General features: G+C 43.1%; 20 protein-coding genes, 1 pseudogene and 1 other annotated feature (1 of these 22 running past the window's edge). Of the genes and pseudogenes, 3 read left to right on the top strand and 18 right to left on the bottom strand.

From position 1 onward, the window contains the following. Positions 1 to 23 (bottom strand) — a binding site (T-box leader); it reaches 214 nt to the left of the window's first position. Positions 24 to 103: 80 nt separating this feature from the next. Continuing rightward, a complete protein-coding gene (locus ACIQXR_RS00105) occupies positions 104 to 277 on the bottom strand; it encodes a hypothetical protein (RefSeq protein ID WP_402869812.1) in 174 nt (57 codons plus the stop codon). Between the two features lie 128 nt (positions 278 to 405). Between ACIQXR_RS00105 and ACIQXR_RS00100 the strand changes: the two genes are divergently transcribed. Further along, positions 406 to 2,169 (top strand): N-acetylmuramoyl-L-alanine amidase family protein, encoded by a 1,764-nt coding sequence (locus tag ACIQXR_RS00100; protein ID WP_402869813.1) that lies wholly within the window; start codon positions 406 to 408, stop codon positions 2,167 to 2,169. A gap of 84 nt (positions 2,170 to 2,253) precedes the next feature. On the opposite strand, the gene dtd is transcribed toward ACIQXR_RS00100, so the two are convergent. The 6 genes from dtd to ACIQXR_RS00070 all read right to left on the bottom strand — a co-directional run bounded on the left by dtd (position 2,254) and on the right by ACIQXR_RS00070 (position 10,982). Then, positions 2,254 to 2,697 carry a D-aminoacyl-tRNA deacylase gene (gene dtd, locus ACIQXR_RS00095; protein ID WP_402869815.1) on the bottom strand — a complete coding sequence of 148 codons (444 nt, stop codon included), beginning with the start codon at positions 2,695 to 2,697 and terminating at the stop codon, positions 2,254 to 2,256. A 14-nt stretch (positions 2,698 to 2,711) separates the two neighbouring features. After that, on the bottom strand, positions 2,712 to 4,910 hold the full coding sequence (locus tag ACIQXR_RS00090) for a RelA/SpoT family protein (RefSeq protein WP_402869817.1): 2,199 nt from the start codon (positions 4,908 to 4,910) through the stop codon (positions 2,712 to 2,714). Between the two features lie 318 nt (positions 4,911 to 5,228). Continuing rightward, positions 5,229 to 5,741, bottom strand: a complete 513-nt coding sequence (locus tag ACIQXR_RS00085) for an adenine phosphoribosyltransferase (RefSeq protein WP_402869819.1) — start codon at positions 5,739 to 5,741, stop codon at positions 5,229 to 5,231. Continuing rightward, positions 5,732 to 8,107 carry a single-stranded-DNA-specific exonuclease RecJ gene (recJ, locus tag ACIQXR_RS00080; RefSeq protein ID WP_402869821.1) on the bottom strand — a complete coding sequence of 792 codons (2,376 nt, stop codon included), beginning with the start codon at positions 8,105 to 8,107 and terminating at the stop codon, positions 5,732 to 5,734. The genes ACIQXR_RS00085 and recJ overlap by 10 nt, the downstream gene beginning before the upstream one ends. Positions 8,108 to 8,228: 121 nt before the next feature. After that, a complete protein-coding gene (gene secDF, locus ACIQXR_RS00075) occupies positions 8,229 to 10,481 on the bottom strand; it encodes a protein translocase subunit SecDF (protein ID WP_402869823.1) in 2,253 nt (750 codons plus the stop codon). 195 nt (positions 10,482 to 10,676) lie between these two features. Continuing rightward, positions 10,677 to 10,982, bottom strand: coding sequence for a post-transcriptional regulator (locus tag ACIQXR_RS00070; protein WP_402869825.1), 306 nt, complete (start codon positions 10,980 to 10,982; stop codon positions 10,677 to 10,679). Positions 10,983 to 11,148: 166 nt separating this feature from the next. Here ACIQXR_RS00070 and spoVB point away from each other — a divergent pair, with 166 nt between their 5' ends. After that, entirely contained in the window at positions 11,149 to 12,711 is a 1,563-nt protein-coding gene (spoVB, locus tag ACIQXR_RS00065; protein ID WP_402869827.1) for a stage V sporulation protein B, read from the top strand. A 20-nt stretch (positions 12,712 to 12,731) separates the two neighbouring features. Here the strand turns inward: spoVB and ACIQXR_RS00060 are convergent, their stop codons facing one another. Continuing rightward, the gene (locus ACIQXR_RS00060; protein ID WP_402869829.1) at positions 12,732 to 13,391 is read right to left on the bottom strand and encodes a DUF421 domain-containing protein; all 660 of its coding nucleotides are present in this window, start codon (positions 13,389 to 13,391) and stop codon (positions 12,732 to 12,734) included. A gap of 190 nt (positions 13,392 to 13,581) precedes the next feature. On the opposite strand from ACIQXR_RS00060, the gene ACIQXR_RS00055 reads away from it, so the two are divergent. Beyond that, entirely contained in the window at positions 13,582 to 13,953 is a 372-nt protein-coding gene (locus tag ACIQXR_RS00055; protein WP_402869831.1) for a TIGR04086 family membrane protein, read from the top strand. 45 nt (positions 13,954 to 13,998) lie between these two features. Here ACIQXR_RS00055 and yajC read toward each other — a convergent pair whose 3' ends face one another. The 10 genes and pseudogenes from yajC to ACIQXR_RS00005 form a co-directional block, all read right to left on the bottom strand. Further along, positions 13,999 to 14,283 (bottom strand): preprotein translocase subunit YajC, encoded by a 285-nt coding sequence (gene yajC / locus ACIQXR_RS00050; RefSeq protein ID WP_402869833.1) that lies wholly within the window; start codon positions 14,281 to 14,283, stop codon positions 13,999 to 14,001. Between the two features lie 39 nt (positions 14,284 to 14,322). Beyond that, positions 14,323 to 15,462 (bottom strand): tRNA guanosine(34) transglycosylase Tgt, encoded by a 1,140-nt coding sequence (tgt, locus tag ACIQXR_RS00045; RefSeq protein ID WP_402869835.1) that lies wholly within the window; start codon positions 15,460 to 15,462, stop codon positions 14,323 to 14,325. A 37-nt stretch (positions 15,463 to 15,499) separates the two neighbouring features. Then, positions 15,500 to 16,528 (bottom strand): tRNA preQ1(34) S-adenosylmethionine ribosyltransferase-isomerase QueA, encoded by a 1,029-nt coding sequence (gene queA, locus ACIQXR_RS00040; RefSeq protein WP_403079274.1) that lies wholly within the window; start codon positions 16,526 to 16,528, stop codon positions 15,500 to 15,502. 39 nt (positions 16,529 to 16,567) lie between these two features. After that, positions 16,568 to 16,771, bottom strand: a complete 204-nt coding sequence (locus ACIQXR_RS00035; RefSeq protein ID WP_402869839.1) for a DUF2905 domain-containing protein — start codon at positions 16,769 to 16,771, stop codon at positions 16,568 to 16,570. Further along, positions 16,768 to 17,769 carry a Holliday junction branch migration DNA helicase RuvB gene (gene ruvB, locus ACIQXR_RS00030; protein ID WP_402869841.1) on the bottom strand — a complete coding sequence of 334 codons (1,002 nt, stop codon included), beginning with the start codon at positions 17,767 to 17,769 and terminating at the stop codon, positions 16,768 to 16,770. The genes ACIQXR_RS00035 and ruvB overlap by 4 nt, the downstream gene beginning before the upstream one ends. Positions 17,770 to 17,780: 11 nt before the next feature. After that, the gene (ruvA, locus tag ACIQXR_RS00025) at positions 17,781 to 18,395 is read right to left on the bottom strand and encodes a Holliday junction branch migration protein RuvA (RefSeq protein WP_402869843.1); all 615 of its coding nucleotides are present in this window, start codon (positions 18,393 to 18,395) and stop codon (positions 17,781 to 17,783) included. Positions 18,396 to 18,634: 239 nt separating this feature from the next. Continuing rightward, the gene (locus ACIQXR_RS00020) at positions 18,635 to 19,135 is read right to left on the bottom strand and encodes a BofC C-terminal domain-containing protein (RefSeq protein WP_402869845.1); all 501 of its coding nucleotides are present in this window, start codon (positions 19,133 to 19,135) and stop codon (positions 18,635 to 18,637) included. A gap of 129 nt (positions 19,136 to 19,264) precedes the next feature. After that, on the bottom strand, positions 19,265 to 19,870 hold the full coding sequence (locus ACIQXR_RS00015; protein ID WP_402869847.1) for a YhcN/YlaJ family sporulation lipoprotein: 606 nt from the start codon (positions 19,868 to 19,870) through the stop codon (positions 19,265 to 19,267). 108 nt (positions 19,871 to 19,978) lie between these two features. After that, positions 19,979 to 20,917 (bottom strand): phosphotransferase, encoded by a 939-nt coding sequence (locus tag ACIQXR_RS00010; protein WP_402869849.1) that lies wholly within the window; start codon positions 20,915 to 20,917, stop codon positions 19,979 to 19,981. Then, positions 20,907 to 21,350, bottom strand: a pseudogene (locus tag ACIQXR_RS00005) (hypothetical protein); the annotation flags it as partial. The pseudogene ACIQXR_RS00005 and the gene ACIQXR_RS00010, both read right to left, overlap by 11 nt.

Here is a 21,350-nt window from a genome sequence, read left to right as displayed (position 1 = left end):
CTCTTCTCCATCATTGGTTGTTACAGTAATAGTTCTGATATTGTATAATCATACGGACGTTGCCTTCAAATGTCAAGATTCCTTGAGAAATTTGTCGAAACTTTCATTGATTGAGATTCTTTTTCAAGTTTTTGATCGTCCGGACGTTCACTTCGAATTCGGATGCTAATTCAACAAGATTTGCAGTTTGTTCCTTTTGGATGAAATCATGAAAATCGACGCCTAATACTTGATTGCCTCCATTTAATGTCGTTTGGGCCTTCTCGCTGAATTTCATTTGTACCCCTCCATCGTTTAGATATGATTTAGTCTTTCCAAAAATAAATCTTTTTTGCATAATAAAGAGGGAAATTTTTTATTGAACGAGAATAGATACAGATAGACAGAAAAGGGAGAGAGACAGCCATGAAAAGGAAACCAGGAATCATTGCCCTTGCCCTGTTGCTGATGATGACGGCTTTTTCACCGGTACAACACGTACTCGGAGAAAGTGAAGGAGAAATTATCGTGACGTCAAAGGTGGTCAATGTCCGTGAAGGTGCGGGCCTTAGTTACCCTATCGTCAAAAGGCTTACAAAGGGCGACAAATATGAAATCGTTAATGAAAAAGATGATTGGTACGAAATACGGATTGGTACCGGTAGGACAGGCTGGGTGGCCAATTGGCTTGTGGAAAGAAATACGGAGTCGGGTCAAGTCAGGATGAAAACTGGTCAAGGTACCATTACCGGCGATTCCGTCCGTGTCCGTTTTGGTCCAGGCACCACATTCCAAACGGTAAGTACCTTATCAAAAGGTACACCAGTGGACATTATGGAAAAGAATGAAAATTGGGTCCAAATTAAAAAAGGTGACATCGAGGGATGGGTCGCAGCTGACTACATTCAGCTTCCTTCTTCTTCAGCAGAGAACAAGGTGAATCAAGATGTTAAGGAAGAATCGGGAAGGAACCTGAAAACCGGTTTCGTCATGGTCGACAACCTTAATGTCCGTTCGGAACCATCCAAAAACAGCGCCTCATTAGGTAAACTGAATAAGAGTGCTTCGGTCACCGTTTATCAAATCAATAATGAATGGGCTGAAATTAACTTTAAAGGCAAAAAAGGATGGGTCGCTGAATCATACATAGAAATTGGCAAGGATAAAGACGTTACCAAGGAAATCACGGCAGGCACGGCCATAGCAAGAATAACCGCCACAGGTTTAAATGTGCGGAAAAAAGATTCTTTGAATAGCGAAGTCATCGGTTCGGTAAATAAGGATGAGACTTATCCAGTTCTCCAACAAAAAGGACAAATGACACAGCTTCAACTTTCCGACGCAAAAAAAGGATGGGTCGTCAGCTGGTTCCTAGAAATTGAGAATGAGGAACAAACGGCCCAAAAAACGAACCAACCTAACAAAGGTAAGAACATTACAACTTTACATGATGGCACCATCCTTAGAAGTAAACCGGACACTGGCTCCGACATCGTTGGACAAGTTAACGGGGGGGAAACCTTCCCCGTCCTTGGCATGGAGGGAGATTGGTACTCCATTAAGCTTAAGAATGGGAAAATCGCTTATGTAGCAGGCTGGATTGTTAAAGTTGAGGGGAACGCCGATCAAGTTAAACGACCAGGTGTTGAAAAATATTTAGAAGATAAAGTCATCATCATTGATCCAGGTCATGGAGGCCGGGATAGCGGGACAATCGGAGTTGGTGGTACTCTTGAAAAGAACTTGACCATCCAGACGGCTGAGTTACTTCGGGACAAGCTTCAGGCCGCTGGGGCAAAAGTCATCCTAACAAGAAGCTCCAATACGTATGTGGCTCTTCCGTCACGTGTCAGCATCTCTCATATTCATAATGCCGATGCGTTCATCAGCCTCCATTATGATAGCACCATCGATCAGATTACAAGTGGGATAACCACGTATTATTATCACGGCTATCAGCAGGCCTTGGCCTCTTCCATAGCCCATTCACTCGGTTCCACCATGCAGGTACCTAATCGCGGGTACCGGTTTGGGGATTATCATGTAATCCGTGAAAACAAACGAGTCGCTGCACTGATTGAATTAGGTTACTTAAGTAACCCTGTCGACGAATTGACGATTACAACGAACGAATACCAAGAAACCGTCACCTCTGCCATCTATAATGGTTTGGCAAGGTATTTTAAATGATGTAAAGCCGGGGCCCAAAATATGGGGCCTCGGCTTTTCCCATTTTCTCGGATAAAAAAATAAATCCCTGCACAATGCAGGGATTTACTTTTTACTTTCTAATAGCAACGTTACTGGACCATCATTGGTGAGCTGAACATCCATCATGGCACCGAATTCACCTGTTTCGGTATGGACGCCTCGTTTGCGTAGCTCTTCATTGAATAGATCATATAAAGCTTTCGCCTCATCAGGACGGGCGGCGTCCATGAAGTTCGGGCGACGTCCTTTTCGGCAATCACCGTATAACGTGAATTGTGAAACGGAAAGGATCGAACCACCAACATCCAGTAGTGAATGGTTCATCTTTTCATTTTCATCTTCAAATATTCTAAGATTGACAATTTTCTCAGCCAATTGTACGGCGTCAGCCACAGTATCCCCATGGGTGACTCCGACTAATAGCACGAGCCCTTTATCAATTTGACCAATTGTTTTGTCTGCCACAACGACCTTGGCAGCTTTGGAACGTTGTAAAACAACACGCATAATGATAAAACTCCTTAGTTCATAATCCTTCTTACGGAATAGACATCTGGTATTTGTTTTATACGGACGACGACCTTTTGTAAATGGGCAATGTTATGAATGTAAATGGACATATTGATGGTGGCCACTTTATTACGGTCTGACTTACCTGAAACGGCTGAAATATTTGTCTTAGTTTCATTGACCGCTTGCAGGACTTCATTCAATAAGCCTCGTCGATCATATCCGCTGATTTCAATCTCAACAATGTATTCCTTGCGATCGTTTATGCTGCTTTCCCACTCAACAGGGACCAGACGGTGATCCGATTCGCCACTTTCCAAATTAGGGCAGTCTCGTCTATGAACGGAGACTCCACGTCCTTTGGTAATATAGCCGACAATTTCATCGCCTGGGACCGGATTGCAACATCTTGATAAACGTATGAGCAGATTATCAATGCCTGGTACACGAACCCCAGAGTCACGTTTTTTCGATGAGCTAGGGAAGGTTTTGAGATCTGAAACCGCTTCTGTGATGTCCGCTTCCTGCTCGACCATTTTCTGCTTACGCCATTTTTCAGTAAGGCGATTGGCTACTTGTAGGGCTGTAATCCCGTTGTAGCCGACTGCTGCATACATGTCCTCTTCATTAAGGAAATTGAATTTATCCGACACGCGCTTAATGTTTTCGGGAGTCAGGATTTCCTTCAGGTCAAATTCCATTTCCTTGATTTCTTTTTCAACCAGCTCTTTGCCTTTTTCAATGTTTTCTTCGCGGCGCTGCTTTTTGAAGAATTGGCGGATTTTATTTTTCGCCTGGGACGTTTGGGTAAGTTTTAGCCAGTCCTGACTAGGTCCATATGAATGCTTCGAAGTCAGGATTTCAATGATGTCACCTGTTTTCAGCTTATAATCCAGCGGTACCATTTTCCCGTTCACTTTGGCTCCTATCGTTTTATTACCGATTTCGGAATGGATACGGTAAGCAAAGTCAATTGGATTAGATCCTGAAGGAAGCTCAATTACATCGCCTTTAGGTGTGAAAATGAACACCATATCGGAGAAAAGATCGATTTTCAGGGACTCCATGAATTCTTCGGCATTGGTAGCGTCATCTTGGAATTCTAGGATTTCCCGGAACCATGTCAATTTTTCCTCTAGGGACGGCTGTTCACCGACATCCTTGCCTTCTTTGTAAGCCCAGTGAGCGGCTACCCCGAACTCGGCAATGCGATGCATTTCCGATGTACGGATCTGCACTTCAAGCGGATCGCCTTTTGGTCCGATTACCGTCGTATGCAACGATTGATACATATTCGGCTTTGGCATTGCAATATAATCCTTGAATCGGCCAGGCATCGGTTTCCAACATGTATGGATGATCCCCAGGACTGCATAGCAATCCTTGATGCTGTTAACCACGATTCGTACCGCTAATAAATCATAAATTTCACTGAATTGCTTGTTTTGGAGAGCCATTTTCCGATAGATGCTGTAAATATGTTTCGGTCTGCCGGAAAGGTCGGCATTTATATGGACTTCCGTAACATTCTTACGCACTTCTTCAATGACTTCTTCTAAATACTCTTCGCGCTCCGCACGCTTTTTCTTCATGAGATTGACGATGCGGTAATACTGTTGCGGATTCAAATACCGTAGTGCGGTATCTTCCAGCTCCCATTTAATCGTGCTAATTCCTAGACGGTGTGCAAGCGGTGCAAAGATTTCCAGGGTCTCATTCGAAATCCTTCTCTGCTTTTCCTGTGGAAGATGCTTCAACGTCCGCATGTTGTGCAATCTATCGGCTAGCTTGATTAAAATGACCCGAATATCTTGAGCCATTGCAACAAACATTTTCCGATGATTTTCCGCTTGTTGTTCTTGCTGTGATTTATATTTGATCTTCCCTAATTTGGTTACGCCATCGACGAGCATGGCTACTTCAGGACTGAAATTTTCTTCGATATCCTTTAACGTGATCTCCGTGTCTTCAACAACATCATGTAAAAAACCTGCGGCAATAGTTGCAGGATCCATTTCTAGGTCCACCAGTATACCAGCGACTTGAATCGGATGAATAATATACGGCTCCCCCGATTTACGGAATTGTTCTCGGTGAGCATGCTCTGCATATTTAAACGCTCTATGAATAAATTCAGCTTCTTCCGGCTGAAGATATAAGCTGGCCCGTTCTACAACCTGCTCGGCAGTCAATATTTGATCATTAGCCATTTAATCACCTTAACCCCACTTTAACTGCCACCGGATACTTTTCCGTCCGGATTGAGTATGATTGGTAACACTTTCCTTCTTTCAACAAAACCCTACATTATTTGCTAAAAAAAATAAATCCGCCTAAACGGATACATGTGCAAATGGATTTAGTAGAAGAAAAACTCTTTATTATTACTATTATCGAAAAAAAACACAAGGATGTAAAGGGTTAAACGTGTATTTTCTTTAGAATGCTTCTTTTTTTCATTGGAAATTCGACAAAATCACTGAAAATGATAAAAAAAAGAAGGCACTCTGGTCAGAGCGCCCTTGTTTTTAGAATGTCATTAATGTTAAAACATCATAACCTTCTAATTTATCTTTTCCATCTAGGTCTGTTAATTCAATCAGGAATGCAATTCCCGCTACAATTCCACCAAGTTCTTCTACTAATTTAATCGTCGCTTCGATTGTACCGCCAGTAGCAAGTAAATCGTCGGTGATTAGAATGCGTTGGCCCGGTTTAATAGCATCTTTATGGATTGTCAATACATCCGTTCCATATTCTAAACCATATTCGACTTTGATTGTTTCCCGTGGAAGCTTACCTTCTTTTCGCACTGGTGCAAATCCCACTTCCAAAGAGTATGCGACTGGGCAGCCGATAATGAATCCGCGCGCTTCAGGTCCAACAACTAAATCAATCTTCTTATCGCGGGCGTACTCCACGATTTGATCTGTTGCGTATTTATAGGCGGCACCATTATCCATTAATGTTGTAATATCTTTGAAGATAACACCCGGTTTCGGCCAGTCTTGCACAATCGTTACAAATTGCTTTAAATCCATTGCTTTGTTTCCTCCTCAAGGTCTATTGCCTCATGAATCAATATATGATTGAACCAATCGAATAATTGCTGATAGGAAGAATAAACTAGCTCTTGCTCGAGCTCAAATTGTTCTTTCTTTCTTATAAACGAAACAGATTCACTGAAATCGCGTTTTTTCGGGTTGGTCGTGAGCATAATTAATCCATTGTCTATTGTAACAAAATCAAGCTCAAAAAACACCTTAGAAATAAAATCCACTGTATCTCTTGACCAGCCGCGGTATTTGGCAAGGTCATCGCCATACCTTTTTATATCGAGCGGGCCCTTTTTGGAAAGAAATGCATAAAACCATTTGAAGTGGTCACGCGTCGGTAGCGTACTCAAAAAATGATCCTGCACATGAGAAAAATGAGCATAGATTCGTGCTGGTTTTTTATTTTCAACCACCTGTTTCAACAGGTTCCTCAGCGGTGGCATGTCCATGAATACGACATGGCCTTCATGACATTCCAGTTCCAAGGCATCCTTTTCGTCCTCTATATGGACAAGGTCAGGATGTTGTTGTAGAAATGGATAGGCTTTAAGAGTTTCCTCAGAGAAGATAACGATCTTCCGGTTATGTGCCGGAATGTCCGCCAGCCATTTATCAGCTTGTCCCTTGCCTCGATAGTCGAAAAGTTGCCAATGATTGACTTCTATATCTTGCACAAAGATTTGCGGCTTTTTGATGTTATTCCATTCATTGATGGAAAGTTCACCGATAACGGAAACCTTTGCGTGTGGGGCAATCTCTTCCATATAATGTCCAAGGCCGAACCCTACCCCATCCAGTTTATGATTCTCGCTATCCTCAAGCTGAACCTTCAAGTGGTTGTGGTTCGTGCCAATTTTGCGGACGCTCGCAAGCTGAACGGAATCTATTAAAATCTTCGGCTTAGGGTTCGTCACACCGAAGGGAGCAAGCAAACTCATTTCCTGGATCGTTTGAATGGAGGCTTCAGCCAATGTCGTCGCCCCATCCAGATTGGTAATCGGTGTGAAGTCCTCTTCGTTAAGTTGTTCGTTCGCAATCTTATTCATACGGTCCCGAAGCTCTTGAACGTCTTCGATTTTCAATGTCATCCCTGCAGCCATAGGATGGCCACCGAAATGAGGCAATAGTTCCCGACAGGTTGAAAGGCTTGCGAAAAGGTCGAAGCCGGAAATGCTCCGGGCCGATCCCTTTGCAAGTCCTTTTTCCTGGTCAAAACTTAATACGATGGTTGGTCGGTAAAAACGTTCAACGAGCTTAGAGGCTACAATCCCGACAACCCCCGCATTCCACCCTTCCCTTCCAATGATAAGGACACCATTGGTCTCAGGCGGATAGTTTTCCTCCACTTCCCGAATGGCTTCTTCAGCCATCGATGCAACCATCGTTTGCCGCTCTTTGTTAATATCGTTGATTTCCACAGCAAGCTCGGTCGCTTCTTCCAAATTATCCGACATCAGTAAATCGACGGCCGGATCGGCATCTCCAAGGCGGCCAACGGCATTGATTCGAGGCGCCATCCCAAATCCGATTGATTCTTCACTCAATGCCTCCTGCTGGATATTCGCCACTTTCATCAAGGCTACGAGCCCTGGTCGTTTGGTCAACCGCAGCTTTTCGATTCCTTTCGCAGCAATCAGACGGTTCTCCCCTTGTAAAGGGACCAAATCGGCAATGGTACCGATTGCCGCGATTTCCAGCAGATCCTCGGGCATTTCGCCAAGTAAAGCATGGGCCAGTTTGAACGCAACCCCCACTCCTGCAAGGTCTTTAAAAGGATAGGCGCTATCTTCAAGCTTTGGATGGATGATGGCCAGTGCTTCAGGCAGGTTAGGACCTGGTTCATGGTGGTCGGTCAAAATATAATCCATGCCTAGCTCAGCTGCCAGCTTCGCTTCTTCCACAGCAGAGATTCCCGTATCGACGGTTATTAACACCTTAACGCCTTGATCTGCAGCCAGGCGGAAAGCCATTGGATTCGGTCCATATCCTTCCGTAAACCTGTTGGGAATGTAAAAATCGACATCAGCACCTAATTTAGTCAATGTCGTCATCATGACCGTCGTGGACGTTACACCATCCGCATCATAGTCCCCGAAAATCCTGATTTTCTCTTTATTTTGTATCGCTTCTCTTATTCTATATACCGCTTTATCCATATCTTTCATTAAAAACGGATCATGGAAAGTTTGATTTTTTACAAATAGAAATGAACGGGCACTTTCAATGGTATCTAGGCCCCTATTCACTAGTAATGTCGCAACCAAAGGTGTGATATGAAGCTCTTCGGCTAGTATAGCTACTTTATTTTCATCGACGGATTTTACGTTCCATCGAGTTTTTGGCTTTAACATGCATTCACCCCTTAACCTACTTATTATACAAAATCACAAGTTTGGTTTCAATTTTATATTATAGACTTTCTTGTTCAGAAAAAAAAGAAGGCCGGCAATTATGCCAGCCCCCTCTTAGTTATTAAACTTGACCTTCCATACTCTGTTTCTTTTCTTTTGCTGTATTCAATGGTCCTTTTTTCTTCAATTCTTTGATTTTTAAATCGAGCCAGAATTGAGAAGCAATCAATAGGGACGAGTATACGCCACATAATAAACCAATAAATAAAGCAATCGAGAAGTTTCGAATAGCTTCACTTCCGAATATCGCTAACGCCACCACTGTTACAAGAACGGTCAAGACCGTATTGATCGATCTCGTCAACGTTTGTCTTATACTGATGTTGGCAATATTCTCAAGCTCTTCGACCGTTTTGACCTTTCGGCTAAATCGTAGGTTCTCACGGATACGGTCAAAAGTAACGATTGTATCATTGATGGAATAACCCACAATCGTCAAGACTGCTGCGATGAATGTGATATCCACTTCAAGGCGAAGCAAGCTGAATATCGTGATGATGAAGAACGCATCATGTATTAGGGCTACAACAGCCGGTAAAGCCATCCGCCATTCAAAGCGTACGGATACATAAAGGATGATGCCAAGTGATGCGATCAATAAAGCAATCATCGCATTTTTAGCAAGTTCTTTTCCGACTGTAGGAGAAACGGTGCTGACATTAGGTTCGGCACCATAATCCTTCTTGAAGTGGTCCTTCAATTCGGCGATTTCCTGTTTATCAAGGACACCGACCGTACGAACGACAGCATTTTTATCATCTGTACCGGCAAGCCTGATATCCTTCGCTTCAATATCGAACTTGTCCATCTCCGTCTTAATCTGTTCAGTCGTAAGTGCCTCTTTCGAAGCGATTTCAATACGGGTACCACTGGTAAAGTCAATGCCCAGATTCAATCTGAATACGAACAAGAAAATGATCCCGATGAGCGTAACACCGATTGAAATGCTATAAAAGACTTTCCGATGTTTTACGAAGTCGATTTTATCAAAGCGAGTTGGCAATGACATTAAATCGATTTTCTCGGATAGATTGTGAATGTATTTTTTCTTCACGCCAAACCAAGATTTCCGTTTGTCCAGGAACCCACTTTTCACCCATAAGCTCATGAAAAGACGCGTACCATATACGGCGGTGACAAAACTCATTAAGATGGAAATGATCAACGTTGTGGCAAATCCTTTAACCGAGCTTGTCCCATAGAAGAATAGTACGGCTGCGGCCAACAATGTCGTCAAGTTAGCATCCATGATTGTGCCAAGTGAATTTTTCGTACCTTCTGTGTATGCTGCCTTCACAGATCGTCCAAGTTTTAACTCATCCCTGATTCGCTCATAGGTGATGATATTGGCATCGACTGCCATCCCAACACCGAGTACAAGAGCCGCTATACCAGGTAACGTAAGAACCGCATTCATCCAATCAAAGACTAATAGCGTTAAGAAAATGTAAATGCTCAATGTGACGATCGCAATGAAGCCTGGGAAGCGATAATACACAAGCATGAAGATAAAAATAAGTGCAATTCCGATGATGCCGGCAAAAATAGTATCATTCAAAGCCCCTTCACCAAATTGGGCCCCAACGGAAGTGGAGTACACTTCTTTTAAGTCAACGGGCAGGGCACCTGCGTTCAATAACCCAGCAAGCTCTTTTGCCTCTTCTACTGTAAATTGACCCGTTATGAATACTTTATTTGTACTGAAGACTTCACTGACAGCTGGTGCTGAAATCATATTGTCCTGTGAATCTACTTTTTTAATGGAATCTTTTCCTTCTTCAAAATCCAACCAGATAGCCAGTACATTCGTCGGGCTCTCCATGGAAGAAATCTTTTCAGTGATCTCTTTAAACTTGTTTGCATCTTTCAATGTGACTTCAACGACAGGTTTATTATCTTGGAACGTTTGCTTTGCGCCGCCTTCTTTCAGGTCAGCCCCTGTCATCATTTCCTTATCATTGTAGTCACGGAAGGATAGTTTTGCCTGAGTCGAAAGAATTTCCCTGGCATTATTTTGATCTTGGATACCCGCTAGCTGAACACGGATCCGATCATTTCCTTCAATTTGAATGATAGGTTCGTTGACCCCCAATACATTGACACGCCGATCGAGCGCGCTCGCTGTACTGCTCAAAACATCCTGGGTGATTTTTTCACCGGCAAGCGGTTTTACTTCATATAACACTTCAAAACCGCCTTGAAGATCAAGACCAAGCTTGATGTTCCCAAGGATTCCTTTTGAAGTCGTTCCCATCGCTGCGGCAATCAAAAGAACAATTAGAAAAAACGCAACGATTCTGCTTCTTTTTACCATTATGTAGTAGGCCCCTTTCTTTATTACGCCTGTTCTTGGAGTATAAATAACTGTTTATTTTTTCATGAATGATCTTGTTTGCTCTTTAGTTTGAGAAAAAAGGCACAGTTCTTTATGCTTTTTTCCAAAAAAAAGCATAACCATATCTATTATGATTCATTTACAAACGGCTGTCAATTTAAGTATATATCTCTTTTATTCTTTCAAAAGCTCTTTTAACTCTTCTTCAGAAAGGGGGGCGAATAGATTGGGTGATTTAAAAGCTTGGACCATTTGGAACGACATGAACTGATTGCTTGAAAACGTAACGATGTCAGCGACCAATTCGTGAAGATGGACGCTTTCCTGCGGTCGTTTCCATTTCATGTCTGTCAATGTACTCCAAAGGTCCTCCTCGGTAACAGCTTCTAATCCAATCATTTCGAACTCCTCGCATTTGCTTTTCAGGAATGGTCGTACCTTTAAATAATACCGCTGATACGGATGATTTTTTTTCTTCATCACTTTGCCTCCATTAAAATGATTCTCAATTGGATGCGTACATTTCTTAGAAGAGACTCAATCATTTGAGAGAACACAAACACTTTTGTCATGCTTTGTCCAAGTACAAGCATATAGATAATTGTATAGTATAACCGCTTTTTTGAGAAGGCAGGGAGGGAGTTCAATGTCTAAATTTTTGAAAGGGACGCTGATTTTATTAATAGCAAGCCTGATTACAAAGGTTCTTGGATTCATCAACCGCATCGTCATCGCCCGTTTCATCGGCGAAGAAGGCGTTGGTTTATATATGATGGCACTGCCGACATTATTTCTTGTTATCAATATGACTCAATTGGGTCTGCCGATTGCCATATCCAAATATGTAGCCGAAGCGAACGCCAGGGGCGATGAACGGAAAATCAAGAAAATTCTCGTTGTTTCTTTGGCATGCACATTTGGTTTATCGATGATTTTCACCCCGGCCATGCTCCTGTTGGCACCCGTTCTTTCTGAACACTTGTTCACGGACGGACGAACGGTTTGGCCACTTATGGCGATTGCCCCTATTGTTCCGATCATCGCCATTTCATCTGTCCTGCGCGGATATTTCCAAGGTAAGCAAAATATGAAACCATTTGCGTTCTCACAAGTGATTGAGCAGGTGGCCCGGATTACCTTCATCGCGGTGCTGACAAAAGCCTTTTTACCGTATGGAATTGAATATGCCGCAGCCGGTGCCATGTTTGCCTCAATAATTGGTGAACTCGTTTCTCTTTCATACCTTTTAACAAGCTTTAAATTCAAGAAGCATTTCAGATTCAGAAAGGGTTTCTTTCAAAATGTTAAATCAGGAAAAGGGACGTTTACCGAACTAATGGGAATTGCCCTTCCTTCGACAGGCAGTCGCATGATCGGTTCCATTTCCTGGTTCCTGGAACCAATCGTCGTTGCTCAGAGCTTAGCCCTGGCAGGCGTGACGGCTGCAGCGGCCACAAGTCAATACGGGGAGCTAACAGGATATGCCTTGCCCCTTCTCATGCTTCCCTCCTTTGTCACGGCTTCACTGGCTACAGCCCTCGTTCCTGCTGTTAGTGAAGCACGGACGACAGGAAATTATCTGCTAGTGGAACATAGGCTTCAGCAAGCACTGAAAATTACCTTCATTACTGGCTGTCTAGCCGTCGTCACTCTCTTCATCTTCGCTGAACCAATCTTACAGGTGATGTATGGTTCTTCTCATGCAGCCGTATTCATTAAGTTCCTGGCACCTTTTTTTATCCTTTTCTATTTTCAATATCCACTTCAGTCCATGCTTCAGGCACTTGACCTTGCAAAAGCTGCCATGTTTAACAGTCTGGCAGGAAACATCCTCAAGATCGGCGTAATCTGGATGCTGGCTTCAAAGGAGAATTTCGGCATCATGGGGGCTGCAATCGGAATAGCGGTAGGGACCATGCTCGTTACGTTCCTCCACTTTTCCACCGTTATAAAAGTCGTTCCATTCACGCTCCATTTCCGGAGCTACATCCTTTCTTTGATCATTGCTTTGGTTTCTGGCTTTGGGGGTTATTATGTCTACGAATTCCCTCTCGCCTCTCTACCATTGGGATCGCGCTTATTGCTCTCCGTTTCAGTATTGTTGGTGCTTTTCATCTTTTTCATGTTAGGGACGGGCAGCATAAAGAAGGTGGATTTGATTCGTATTCCTCTCATCGGTAGTTTTTTAGCAAAGCTTGCTTGGAAATAGAAATAACCAAGTTGCCTTGGTTATTTCCTCACTTCTTTTTTATCAATATAGATCTGTCCATTGATGAAACCGCAAATCGAGACTTCTTCAAGCTTCAGGTATCCATGCCTTTTCAACTGATGCAGAAGCCAGTATTTGTCTTTCCCTATGTATGCAAGGTTGTTTTCCTGTATCTTTCCGTCGATGATAAGCGGGTATGGTGTTTCGATACGTTTTGACTTCTTCCCTTGGCTATTTTTAATGACAGAGAGCTTGCCCGAAGATTCAAGTATCGCAAATTGCACTTCATTTAAGTCACTGATTCCCTGTTCGCGAAGTTGTGTCAGCAAATCATTAAAATTATACCGTTGCCTTCTCATTACTTTCTCATCTATTTTCCCTTGGTTGATGATGATTTGCGGCTGGCCATCCATGAGATAACGGAACCTTACACTCTTCAATGAAAAGAATGCCAATATGATTTGAACAACTGCAAGGACCAGCATAGGGAAAACCGTTCCCAAAAATGGTTTATCATTTCCTTCTAAGGCTAATACAGCAATGTCTCCTATCATGATGGAAACCACCAAATCCAGGATGCTAAGTTCCCCGACCTCCCGTTTTCCCATCAACCTAAAAAGGAGCAAAATGAATAAATAAACAAATAAGGTCCTTAACCCACTGCTTAAATAATCTTCCATAGCAAAGCACTTCCTTCACCATTATCATGGCTGGGATGACGAATAATTACTCTTTTTATTTTAAAAATTCCTGGAAGGTTCCCAAACCTGGTCTAAAGCGGATAAAAGTGGAATATGCTTGTACAAACACATCAACAGGCTAGTCGATCCAGCCTTTTAAAAAGGGGGAATAATCATCGAAACGAAAAAAATGAGCGTCGCCGTACTTTATGGCGTCGGCTCCATCTTTGCCATAGCTGTGATTGCAAGTTTTCTATTTTCGATTCTTCTTCGTTTCACTTCATTGACGGAATCATCCCTGACATACGTAATCATGATCGTGTCCTTTATATCATTATTCATTGGCGGGTTCATTTCAGGGGGCAAAGGTCAGAAACAGGGATTATTCCTAGGTGGCAGTACAGGATTACTGTATCTTTTAGTCGTGTTCCTTTTTCAATACTTGGGACATGATGCACTGTTCACCTTGAAACAATGGATTTATTACGGATGCTTTGTCATTACCGCTATGATGGGTGGAGTACTTGGAGTGAATATGAGCTCAGAATCACGGACGAATTAATAGGAAACAAAAAAAGCCGGGCACAAGGCCCGGTTTTCGTCTGTCTTATACTTGTGCTTCTCTAGCTGGTGCGCTTTCCGTAATTTCACGGATTGCAGCACGGTCAAACGTTAGTTTTGAACCATCTGTAGATTTAATGACGATTTTTAACTCATCGATAGCATCGATTGTTCCGTGCATTCCACCGATCGTTGCAACCTTGTCGCCTTTTTTCAAGCTCTCTTGCATGTTTCTTGTATTCTTGGCGCGTTTTTGCTGCGGACGGATAAGTAGGAAATAGAACAATACGAACATTAAGATTAACGGAAGTAATTGTGTTAAACCACCCATTTATATTCACTCCTTTCATTTTTTAAAGTATTTATGGAATTAGAAGTTTTTTGCATTTGGCTTATTGAAACCATATTGTTCAAAAAACTCTTCCCTAAAGTCTCCAAGGCGATCTTCTCGGATAGCTTGTCTGACCTGTTCCATCAAGTTTAACAGAAAATGAAGATTGTGATAAGTCGTTAGACGAATACCATACGTTTCTTCGCATTTAATTAAGTGGCGAATGTATGCCCGGCTATAATTTTTACAAACATGGCAATCGCAATTTTCATCGATTGGACCAAAATCACGCGCGTACTTCGCATTTTTTACGACTAATCGGCCAGTACTCGTCATCAATGTACCATTACGAGCGATTCGTGTTGGCAATACACAGTCAAACATATCAACCCCGCGGATTGCACCGTCAATCAATGAATCAGGTGATCCAACCCCCATGAGGTAACGAGGCTTATTCGTTGGTAGGAGCGGACTCGTGAACTCAAGCACACGGTTCATGATATCCTTTGGTTCCCCCACCGATAATCCCCCAATAGCATAACCCGGGAAATCAAGGGAAACAAGGTCTTTCGCACTTTGTTTACGGAGATGTTCAAACTCCCCACCCTGAACGATACCGAATAATCCTTGATCATTTGGACGTTCATGAGCATTCAAGCAGCGTTCTGCCCAGCGTGATGTCCGTTCGACAGACTTCTTCATGTATTCCTCGGTAGCCGGGAATGGAGGACACTCATCGAATGCCATCATGATATCTGAGCCTAGTGCATTTTGGATTTCCATTGCCTTTTCAGGAGATAAAAATAGCTTATCACCATTGATATGGTTTCTGAAATGGACGCCCTCTTCCTCAATTTGACGGAATTTGCTTAGGGAGAATACCTGGAAACCGCCGGAATCCGTTAATATTGCGCGATCCCAGTTCATGAATTTATGCAGTCCTCCAGCTTCCTTGATGATCTCATGCCCTGGACGTAGCCATAAATGGTACGTATTGCTGAGGATGATGCCTGCCCCCATTTGTTTCAATTCTTCAGGTGACATCGTTTTGACGGTAGCCATCGTCCCTACCGGCATAAATGCTGGTGTTTCGAAAGTACCATGTGGCGTATGAACGCGACCAAGCCGTGCCCCCGTCTGTTTACATGTTTTGATTAACTCATATCGTATTGCAGTCAACGCAATAACTCCCTTCAAGAGCCTACCACTCTTTATATTACTTGATTAACATTGCATCTCCAAAACTAAAGAACCTGTATTTTTCTTCCACTGCCGTTTCGTAGGCATGGAGAACATTTTCCCTTCCTGCAAGTGCAGAAATAAGCATGATTAACGTCGATTTTGGCAAATGGAAGTTCGTGATCATTGCATCGATTCCCTTGAATTCGAAACCAGGATAGATGAAAATGCTTGTCCAGCCACTTTCTTCCTTGAAAACCCCATCATTACGGGATGCAATCGTTTCCAGCGTTCTTGTTGATGTCGTGCCGACTGTGATGATTCTTCCGCCGTTTCCTTTCACTTCATTCAACAACCGTGCTGTGCCTTCGGTCATTTGGTAAAATTCCGAATGCATTTCATGACTGTCGATGTCTTCCACACTTACAGGGCGGAACGTTCCAAGCCCAACGTGTAGCGTGATGAAAGCAATGTGAACCCCCATGTCTTTAAGCTTTTCAAGCAAATGCTCCGTAAAGTGGAGACCAGCCGTAGGTGCTGCTGCCGATCCACGTTCACGTGCATAAACCGTCTGATAGCGGTCTTGATCGTCAAGTTGTTCTTTAATGTAAGGAGGCAACGGCATTTCGCCAAGTTCGTCCAATATTTCATAGAATATGCCATCATACTGGAATTTCATAATCCGGCCGCCATGATCCAGAATGCCTGTGCAAACTGCACGTAGCTTGCCATCACCAAAAACGATAGTGGATCCTTCTTTAATACGTTTTGCAGGTTTCACCAAGGTCTCCCAAACATCGTCACTCTCTTGTTTTAACAAAAGAACTTCAACTTTCCCGCCTGTTTCCTCTTTACTTCCATAAAGTCTTGCTGGTAAAACCTTCGTATCATTCAATACAAGGCAATCACCCGGCTTCACATATTCCGTGATTGAACTGAACACATTATGCTGAATCTCACCGGTTTCCTTGTCCAACACCATCAATCTACTGGCTTCTCTGTTCTTCAAAGGAACTTGGGCAATCAATTCCTCTGGTAAATGAAAATCAAATTCTTCTAGTTTCATCTGTTCCACTTCCTAATCTGTGTATCATGTAGTTAGTTATTATTTAAAACGGCTAATTAAATAAAAAATAGCCGACAGCACAATGCTGACGATGATCGAGGTCATGATAGGAAAATAAAAAGTCGTATTTCCCTTCTTGAAAAAGATATCCCCCGGGAGCCTGCCAAGCTGAATGAACTTCATCGCAAATCCAATCACAAATATAATCACACCTAGAGTCATGATCGTTTTAGGCACATTCATCGCTCAGGCATCTCCATCCCGAAATGCTCGTAAACAAGCGAAGTTGCCATACGACCTCGAGGAGTCCTCTGTAAAAAACCAACCTGCAGTAGATAGGGTTCATACACATCTTCAATCGTATGCGCTTCCTCCCCAATCGTAGCTGCGATCGTCTCCAAGCCCACAGGACCACCACGAAACTTTTCAATGATTCCTTTAAGTAATTTATGGTCAATATGATCCAGTCCTAAACGGTCAACCTGCATTAATTCCAATGCATAATCAGCCAGTTTCGTCGTGATTGTGCCATCCCCGCGAACTTGGGCAAAGTCTCTCACACGACGTAAAAGCCTATTGGCAATCCTAGGGGTCCCCCGCGACCTTCTCGCAATCTCACCGGCAGCCTGGTCATCCATTTCCGTATCCATGATTTGGGCGGTCCGGAGAACAATGTCGGTCAAGTGATGTTCCGTGTAGTATTCCAAGCGGCTCAAGACGCCAAACCGGTCCCTAAGAGGTGCTGAAAGGGAACCCGCACGAGTTGTAGCACCAACAAGGGTGAACGGTGGTAGATCGATTCGGATTGAACGGGCTTCGGGTCCCTTACCGACCACGATATCCAGACAAAAATCCTCCATGGCTGGATAGAGGACTTCCTCCACGACCCGAGGCAAACGATGGATTTCGTCAATGAATAAAACATCTCCTGGTTCAAGGGCACTCAAAATGGCTGCCAAATCTCCCGGTCTTTCAATGGCCGGTCCAGAAGTGGTACGGATATTGACTCCCATTTCGTTCGCAATGATGACGGCAAGCGTCGTCTTCCCAAGCCCCGGCGGTCCATACAAAAGCACATGATCAAGCGTTTCTTCACGCATCCGGGCGGCTTCGATGTACACACTCAAATTTGCCTTCACTTTATCCTGTCCAATATATTGCTTTAAGTTTTGCGGTCGCAGGCTTTGTTCAAAGGATAGTTCGTTCAAATCGGCTTCCTGATTAAAAACTCTCTCCTCCATTGCGCCACTCCTTATCTTAACATCATTTGCAATGCTTTCTTAATGTATTGCTCGGTCGTCATTTCTTCCACTTGCAGCTTTTTCGCAACCTTCTGTATTTCTTTTTCCGAGTAACCGAGTGCCTTCAAGGCCAGAATCGCTTCGTCCAACTCTTCGGAATACCCATTTTGATTGATTGCCGTCGGAACTCCCTCATTGAATAAGTTCGGGAAAGCATCCGGGATGATATTCTCAAGCTTGCCTTTTAAGTCAAGGATCATTTGGCGTGCTGTCTTCTTCCCTACACCAGGGAATTTAACAAGGAACGTCTCATCCTCATTTTCGATGGCTTGCACAACCTGATCCACCTGGCCCGACGCCAATATAGCAAGCGCCCCTTTTGGTCCGATTCCCGTCACATTCAATAGCTTCGTGAACAGTGCCTTTTCCTGCCGCGATTGAAATCCGTATAAAGAAATCATGTCCTCACGTACATAATGATATAGAAAAACTTGAGTCTCTTTCTTAAATTGGGCGGAGTAAATAAAAGGATTCGGAGTCAGCACTTGATATCCGATTCCCCCATTATCCACGACTATGTATTCAGGTCCAATATAATCGACCATGCCTTTTATATAATCATACAAATTAATTCTCTCCCTGATTTAGCTGTACCTCTCATTTTATCATAAAAGGAGAGGGAAGTTTATTAAAAGTTATTTAGCAATTGGTGGTGTTCACCTCCTATGCTTATTTATGTTCTTTTGAGATAGGCACCTTTTGCCCCGACCCTGGATATCCTGAATTCCCTACCCGTTAGTTTGGTGTTAAGTCACCCATCAATCCTTGGAAGGCAGACAAATAGGACGGGTGTATTTCTCCCATCCTAGTTAATCGAATACGGCTCATATTCCTTAATAAGCTGTTTATATTGATCCTTATTTACGATTGGAATCCCTTTTTGCAGTTCTTCCTGCTTGTACACTTCCAATTTCCCTACATCCAATTGATAGAAAGTATGAATGATTTTGGCATGCTCCGGCTTCCCGATAAAAATGGATAGAGTCCCATCCTCCTTCATCCCAAGATAGCCGTTTGCTTTGAGTAAAGGCGATATATCATTCTCTATTTTATTCAATACAATGTGGTCATCATTTTGATCAACCACATTCCATCCTTGGTATTTCAACCAAAAGTCTTCCATCGTCCAAATCTTTTCCGTCAATTTCTCTTCACTTAATTCCCCATCGAGATACAAACGCTGGAGGATGACTTTTTGTTCGATTGGCTGACTTTCCTCTTGTTTTGCTTCCTCGGCAAAAGCAGTCAAACAAAATGGGATGACGAACAAGGCCAAGAAAAACTGGATTTTCAGTTGATTAATCAATGTGATCACCTCTTAAGGCGTTTACTTTTTACATAGTTTGACCTGAAATTCGATTATTAACCGAAAAATTCCGTTAGCCTTATTTTAAAGGAAAAAAGCTGACTCCATTCGAAGCCAGCTTGGATGCGTTTATTTTATATGATCTTTATGAATATCCAGGTTGTCGAACATATCATTGGCATCCAGGACAATTAATTCTTTTGTATCTCCGTCTCGCAAATTATTATCGAGCGTCATCGTCCGGAAGTACACACCTTCATCCGTCGTTACATAAAGTGCCCGGCCTTCAGTTAGAGGTTCGATTTTCTTCCACACCGCTTCTTTGACCGCTGTTGACTGATCATAATCATCGAGCAACAAAGCCACCAACATCTCATCTTTCATGATTATGGCCCTTGCGTCAATGACATTCTCCACACGATTAGCAACCCCATTCGCTTGGTCGACTAATGTCCCTTCATACGAGTTATAGTAGGATGATCTAGCCCGAAGTGGTTTGCTTTCATGACCATGATAGTTACGGTCCTTCTTACTGTATGCATCGTCTTTCCCATACAAATCCTTCTCCATATCATCAAAATTGATTTGACGAACGAGTGCATTCTTTTCAGTTGTATGGTACCCCGTTTCGTTCATAGGATTTTGATTCTCTGCCGTATCATTATTATTGGCACAGCCAATCAAACCCCCAACGAATACCGTGCAAAGCGGCAGTGCCCAAATTTTGTTCCGCACCAACAATCCCCCCTTTGCTAAAATGGATTGAGCCTATTTTCGCTCATAATTAGCATGGGTGTATTGAAGGGATTTCAGTCTGTAAGTTATGTCCATATTAGATACTCATTACCTTTTGGAAATCATGTCCGCCAATTTTTCGTTCATCTCCATTCGCTTCGAAAACCCCTCCACCGTCATTTTCCAAACGGAATGGAATTGTGATGAACTTTTATTATTCCGGTTCCACTCGCGGAATATATCCGTAGGGAAAGCCAAAGCATAAAGAAATGCCCGATCTTTTTGATACTTTTTCAACTGTGGAACTTGCCAAAGCATCGTGGCAGCATCATCGAGATGGGGCGAAATCCGATTGGCATATTGTAAATAATCGATGCATCGTGGTGCCTTCGCCATTAAATCGAAATCGATTAAAGCAAGTGACCCATCTTCTCTCCTCAAAAAATTATGGTGGGCACAGTCACCGTGAATGATGACGTTTTTTTCCTTATCCCATTTTGATTGGTTTTTTTCAAACCCCTCCAAGGACCATTCCCCCCACCTTACCCACTCATTGATGATTTCATCTGAAACATATTGGCGAGTATACGAAATATTCTTTTTGAATAATGACAATCTTTCTTTCCATTTTCTCACCTGATCAAATAGGGGAGCTTTGATCGACAGATTTTCAGAAACATCGTGAAATCTTTCCAATAATTCAATGCCCTCCAACCGGTCTTTATGATGGGAAAAACGGAACTTTTTCTTGCTTGGAGGTATATAGTCCATACTGCCATACCATTTCCCTTTGAATTGGAACGGCATTAACTTCTGGTGAATCTGATACGTTTGTTCGAACCCTTTTTGACTTAACAAAGAAGTCAATTCCCTTTGTCGATCCCATTTTTCAAAGCTATCGAATCCTTTAAGAATGATGGGAGCGTCTTTTTTGAATGAAATCATATAGACATTGCTCTGAAGATGATGGACGTTCTTTGGTCGGCGGTTTAAATAAGAGAGGAGACGAGTGTAAAAAACACTGTCCCCCTGATAATTAGTAGTCATCACTTTCGTCCGCATACGTAGGCATTCCAAATGTTTCAGGTGCTTGAACGCCTCCGAATTGACCTGGTTGACCACCCATTTGTCCTGGCATCATTGCTTCAGGGTGACCTCCGAGCTGTCCACGCATCATTCCGGGCTGCCCGCCAAACTGACCTGGCATCGCACCTGGTTGGCCCCCTAGTTGATGGCCATATGGATTCCCCATCATGCCTCCCATTTGGTTGCCGGGCTGGTTCCCCATCATGCCTCCCATCTGGTTGCCGTATGGATTACCCATCATGCCTCCCATCTGATTGCCGGGCTGGTTCCCCATCATGCCTCCCATCTGGTTGCCGGGCTGGTTCCCCATCATGCCTCCCATTTGGTTGCCGGGCTGGTTCCCCATCATGCCTCCCATCTGATTGCCAGGTTGGTTCCCCATCATGCCTCCCAT

Origin of the sequence: Peribacillus sp. NPDC097224 (assembly GCF_044761985.1) — a bacterium.
Lineage (GTDB): Bacteria > Bacillota > Bacilli > Bacillales > DSM-1321 > Peribacillus.
Note: the sequence above shows the minus strand (reverse complement) of the source record. Positions and strands in the feature narration are given on the sequence as shown.

What these genes read in the sequence shown, in the direction of transcription:
- queA (WP_403079274.1), bottom strand. Translation starts at nt 16,528, where the DNA reads ATGAAACTAGAAGAATTTGATTTTCATTTACCAGAGGAATTGATTGCC.
- recJ (WP_402869821.1), bottom strand. Translation starts at nt 8,107, where the DNA reads ATGTTAAAGCCAAAAACTCGATGGAACGTAAAATCCGTCGATGAAAAT.
- ACIQXR_RS00100 (WP_402869813.1), top strand. Translation starts at nt 406, where the DNA reads ATGAAAAGGAAACCAGGAATCATTGCCCTTGCCCTGTTGCTGATGATG.
- ACIQXR_RS00085 (WP_402869819.1), bottom strand. Translation starts at nt 5,741, where the DNA reads ATGGATTTAAAGCAATTTGTAACGATTGTGCAAGACTGGCCGAAACCG.
- ruvB (WP_402869841.1), bottom strand. Translation starts at nt 17,769, where the DNA reads ATGGAGGAGAGAGTTTTTAATCAGGAAGCCGATTTGAACGAACTATCC.
- ACIQXR_RS00105 (WP_402869812.1), bottom strand. Translation starts at nt 277, where the DNA reads ATGAAATTCAGCGAGAAGGCCCAAACGACATTAAATGGAGGCAATCAA.
- ACIQXR_RS00090 (WP_402869817.1), bottom strand. Translation starts at nt 4,910, where the DNA reads ATGGCTAATGATCAAATATTGACTGCCGAGCAGGTTGTAGAACGGGCC.
- ACIQXR_RS00010 (WP_402869849.1), bottom strand. Translation starts at nt 20,917, where the DNA reads ATGACTACTAATTATCAGGGGGACAGTGTTTTTTACACTCGTCTCCTC.
- ACIQXR_RS00035 (WP_402869839.1), bottom strand. Translation starts at nt 16,771, where the DNA reads ATGAATGTGCCTAAAACGATCATGACTCTAGGTGTGATTATATTTGTG.
- dtd (WP_402869815.1), bottom strand. Translation starts at nt 2,697, where the DNA reads ATGCGTGTTGTTTTACAACGTTCCAAAGCTGCCAAGGTCGTTGTGGCA.
- yajC (WP_402869833.1), bottom strand. Translation starts at nt 14,283, where the DNA reads ATGGGTGGTTTAACACAATTACTTCCGTTAATCTTAATGTTCGTATTG.
- ACIQXR_RS00070 (WP_402869825.1), bottom strand. Translation starts at nt 10,982, where the DNA reads ATGAAGAAAAAAAATCATCCGTATCAGCGGTATTATTTAAAGGTACGA.
- secDF (WP_402869823.1), bottom strand. Translation starts at nt 10,481, where the DNA reads ATGGTAAAAAGAAGCAGAATCGTTGCGTTTTTTCTAATTGTTCTTTTG.
- spoVB (WP_402869827.1), top strand. Translation starts at nt 11,149, where the DNA reads ATGTCTAAATTTTTGAAAGGGACGCTGATTTTATTAATAGCAAGCCTG.
- ACIQXR_RS00055 (WP_402869831.1), top strand. Translation starts at nt 13,582, where the DNA reads ATGAGCGTCGCCGTACTTTATGGCGTCGGCTCCATCTTTGCCATAGCT.
- ACIQXR_RS00060 (WP_402869829.1), bottom strand. Translation starts at nt 13,391, where the DNA reads ATGGAAGATTATTTAAGCAGTGGGTTAAGGACCTTATTTGTTTATTTA.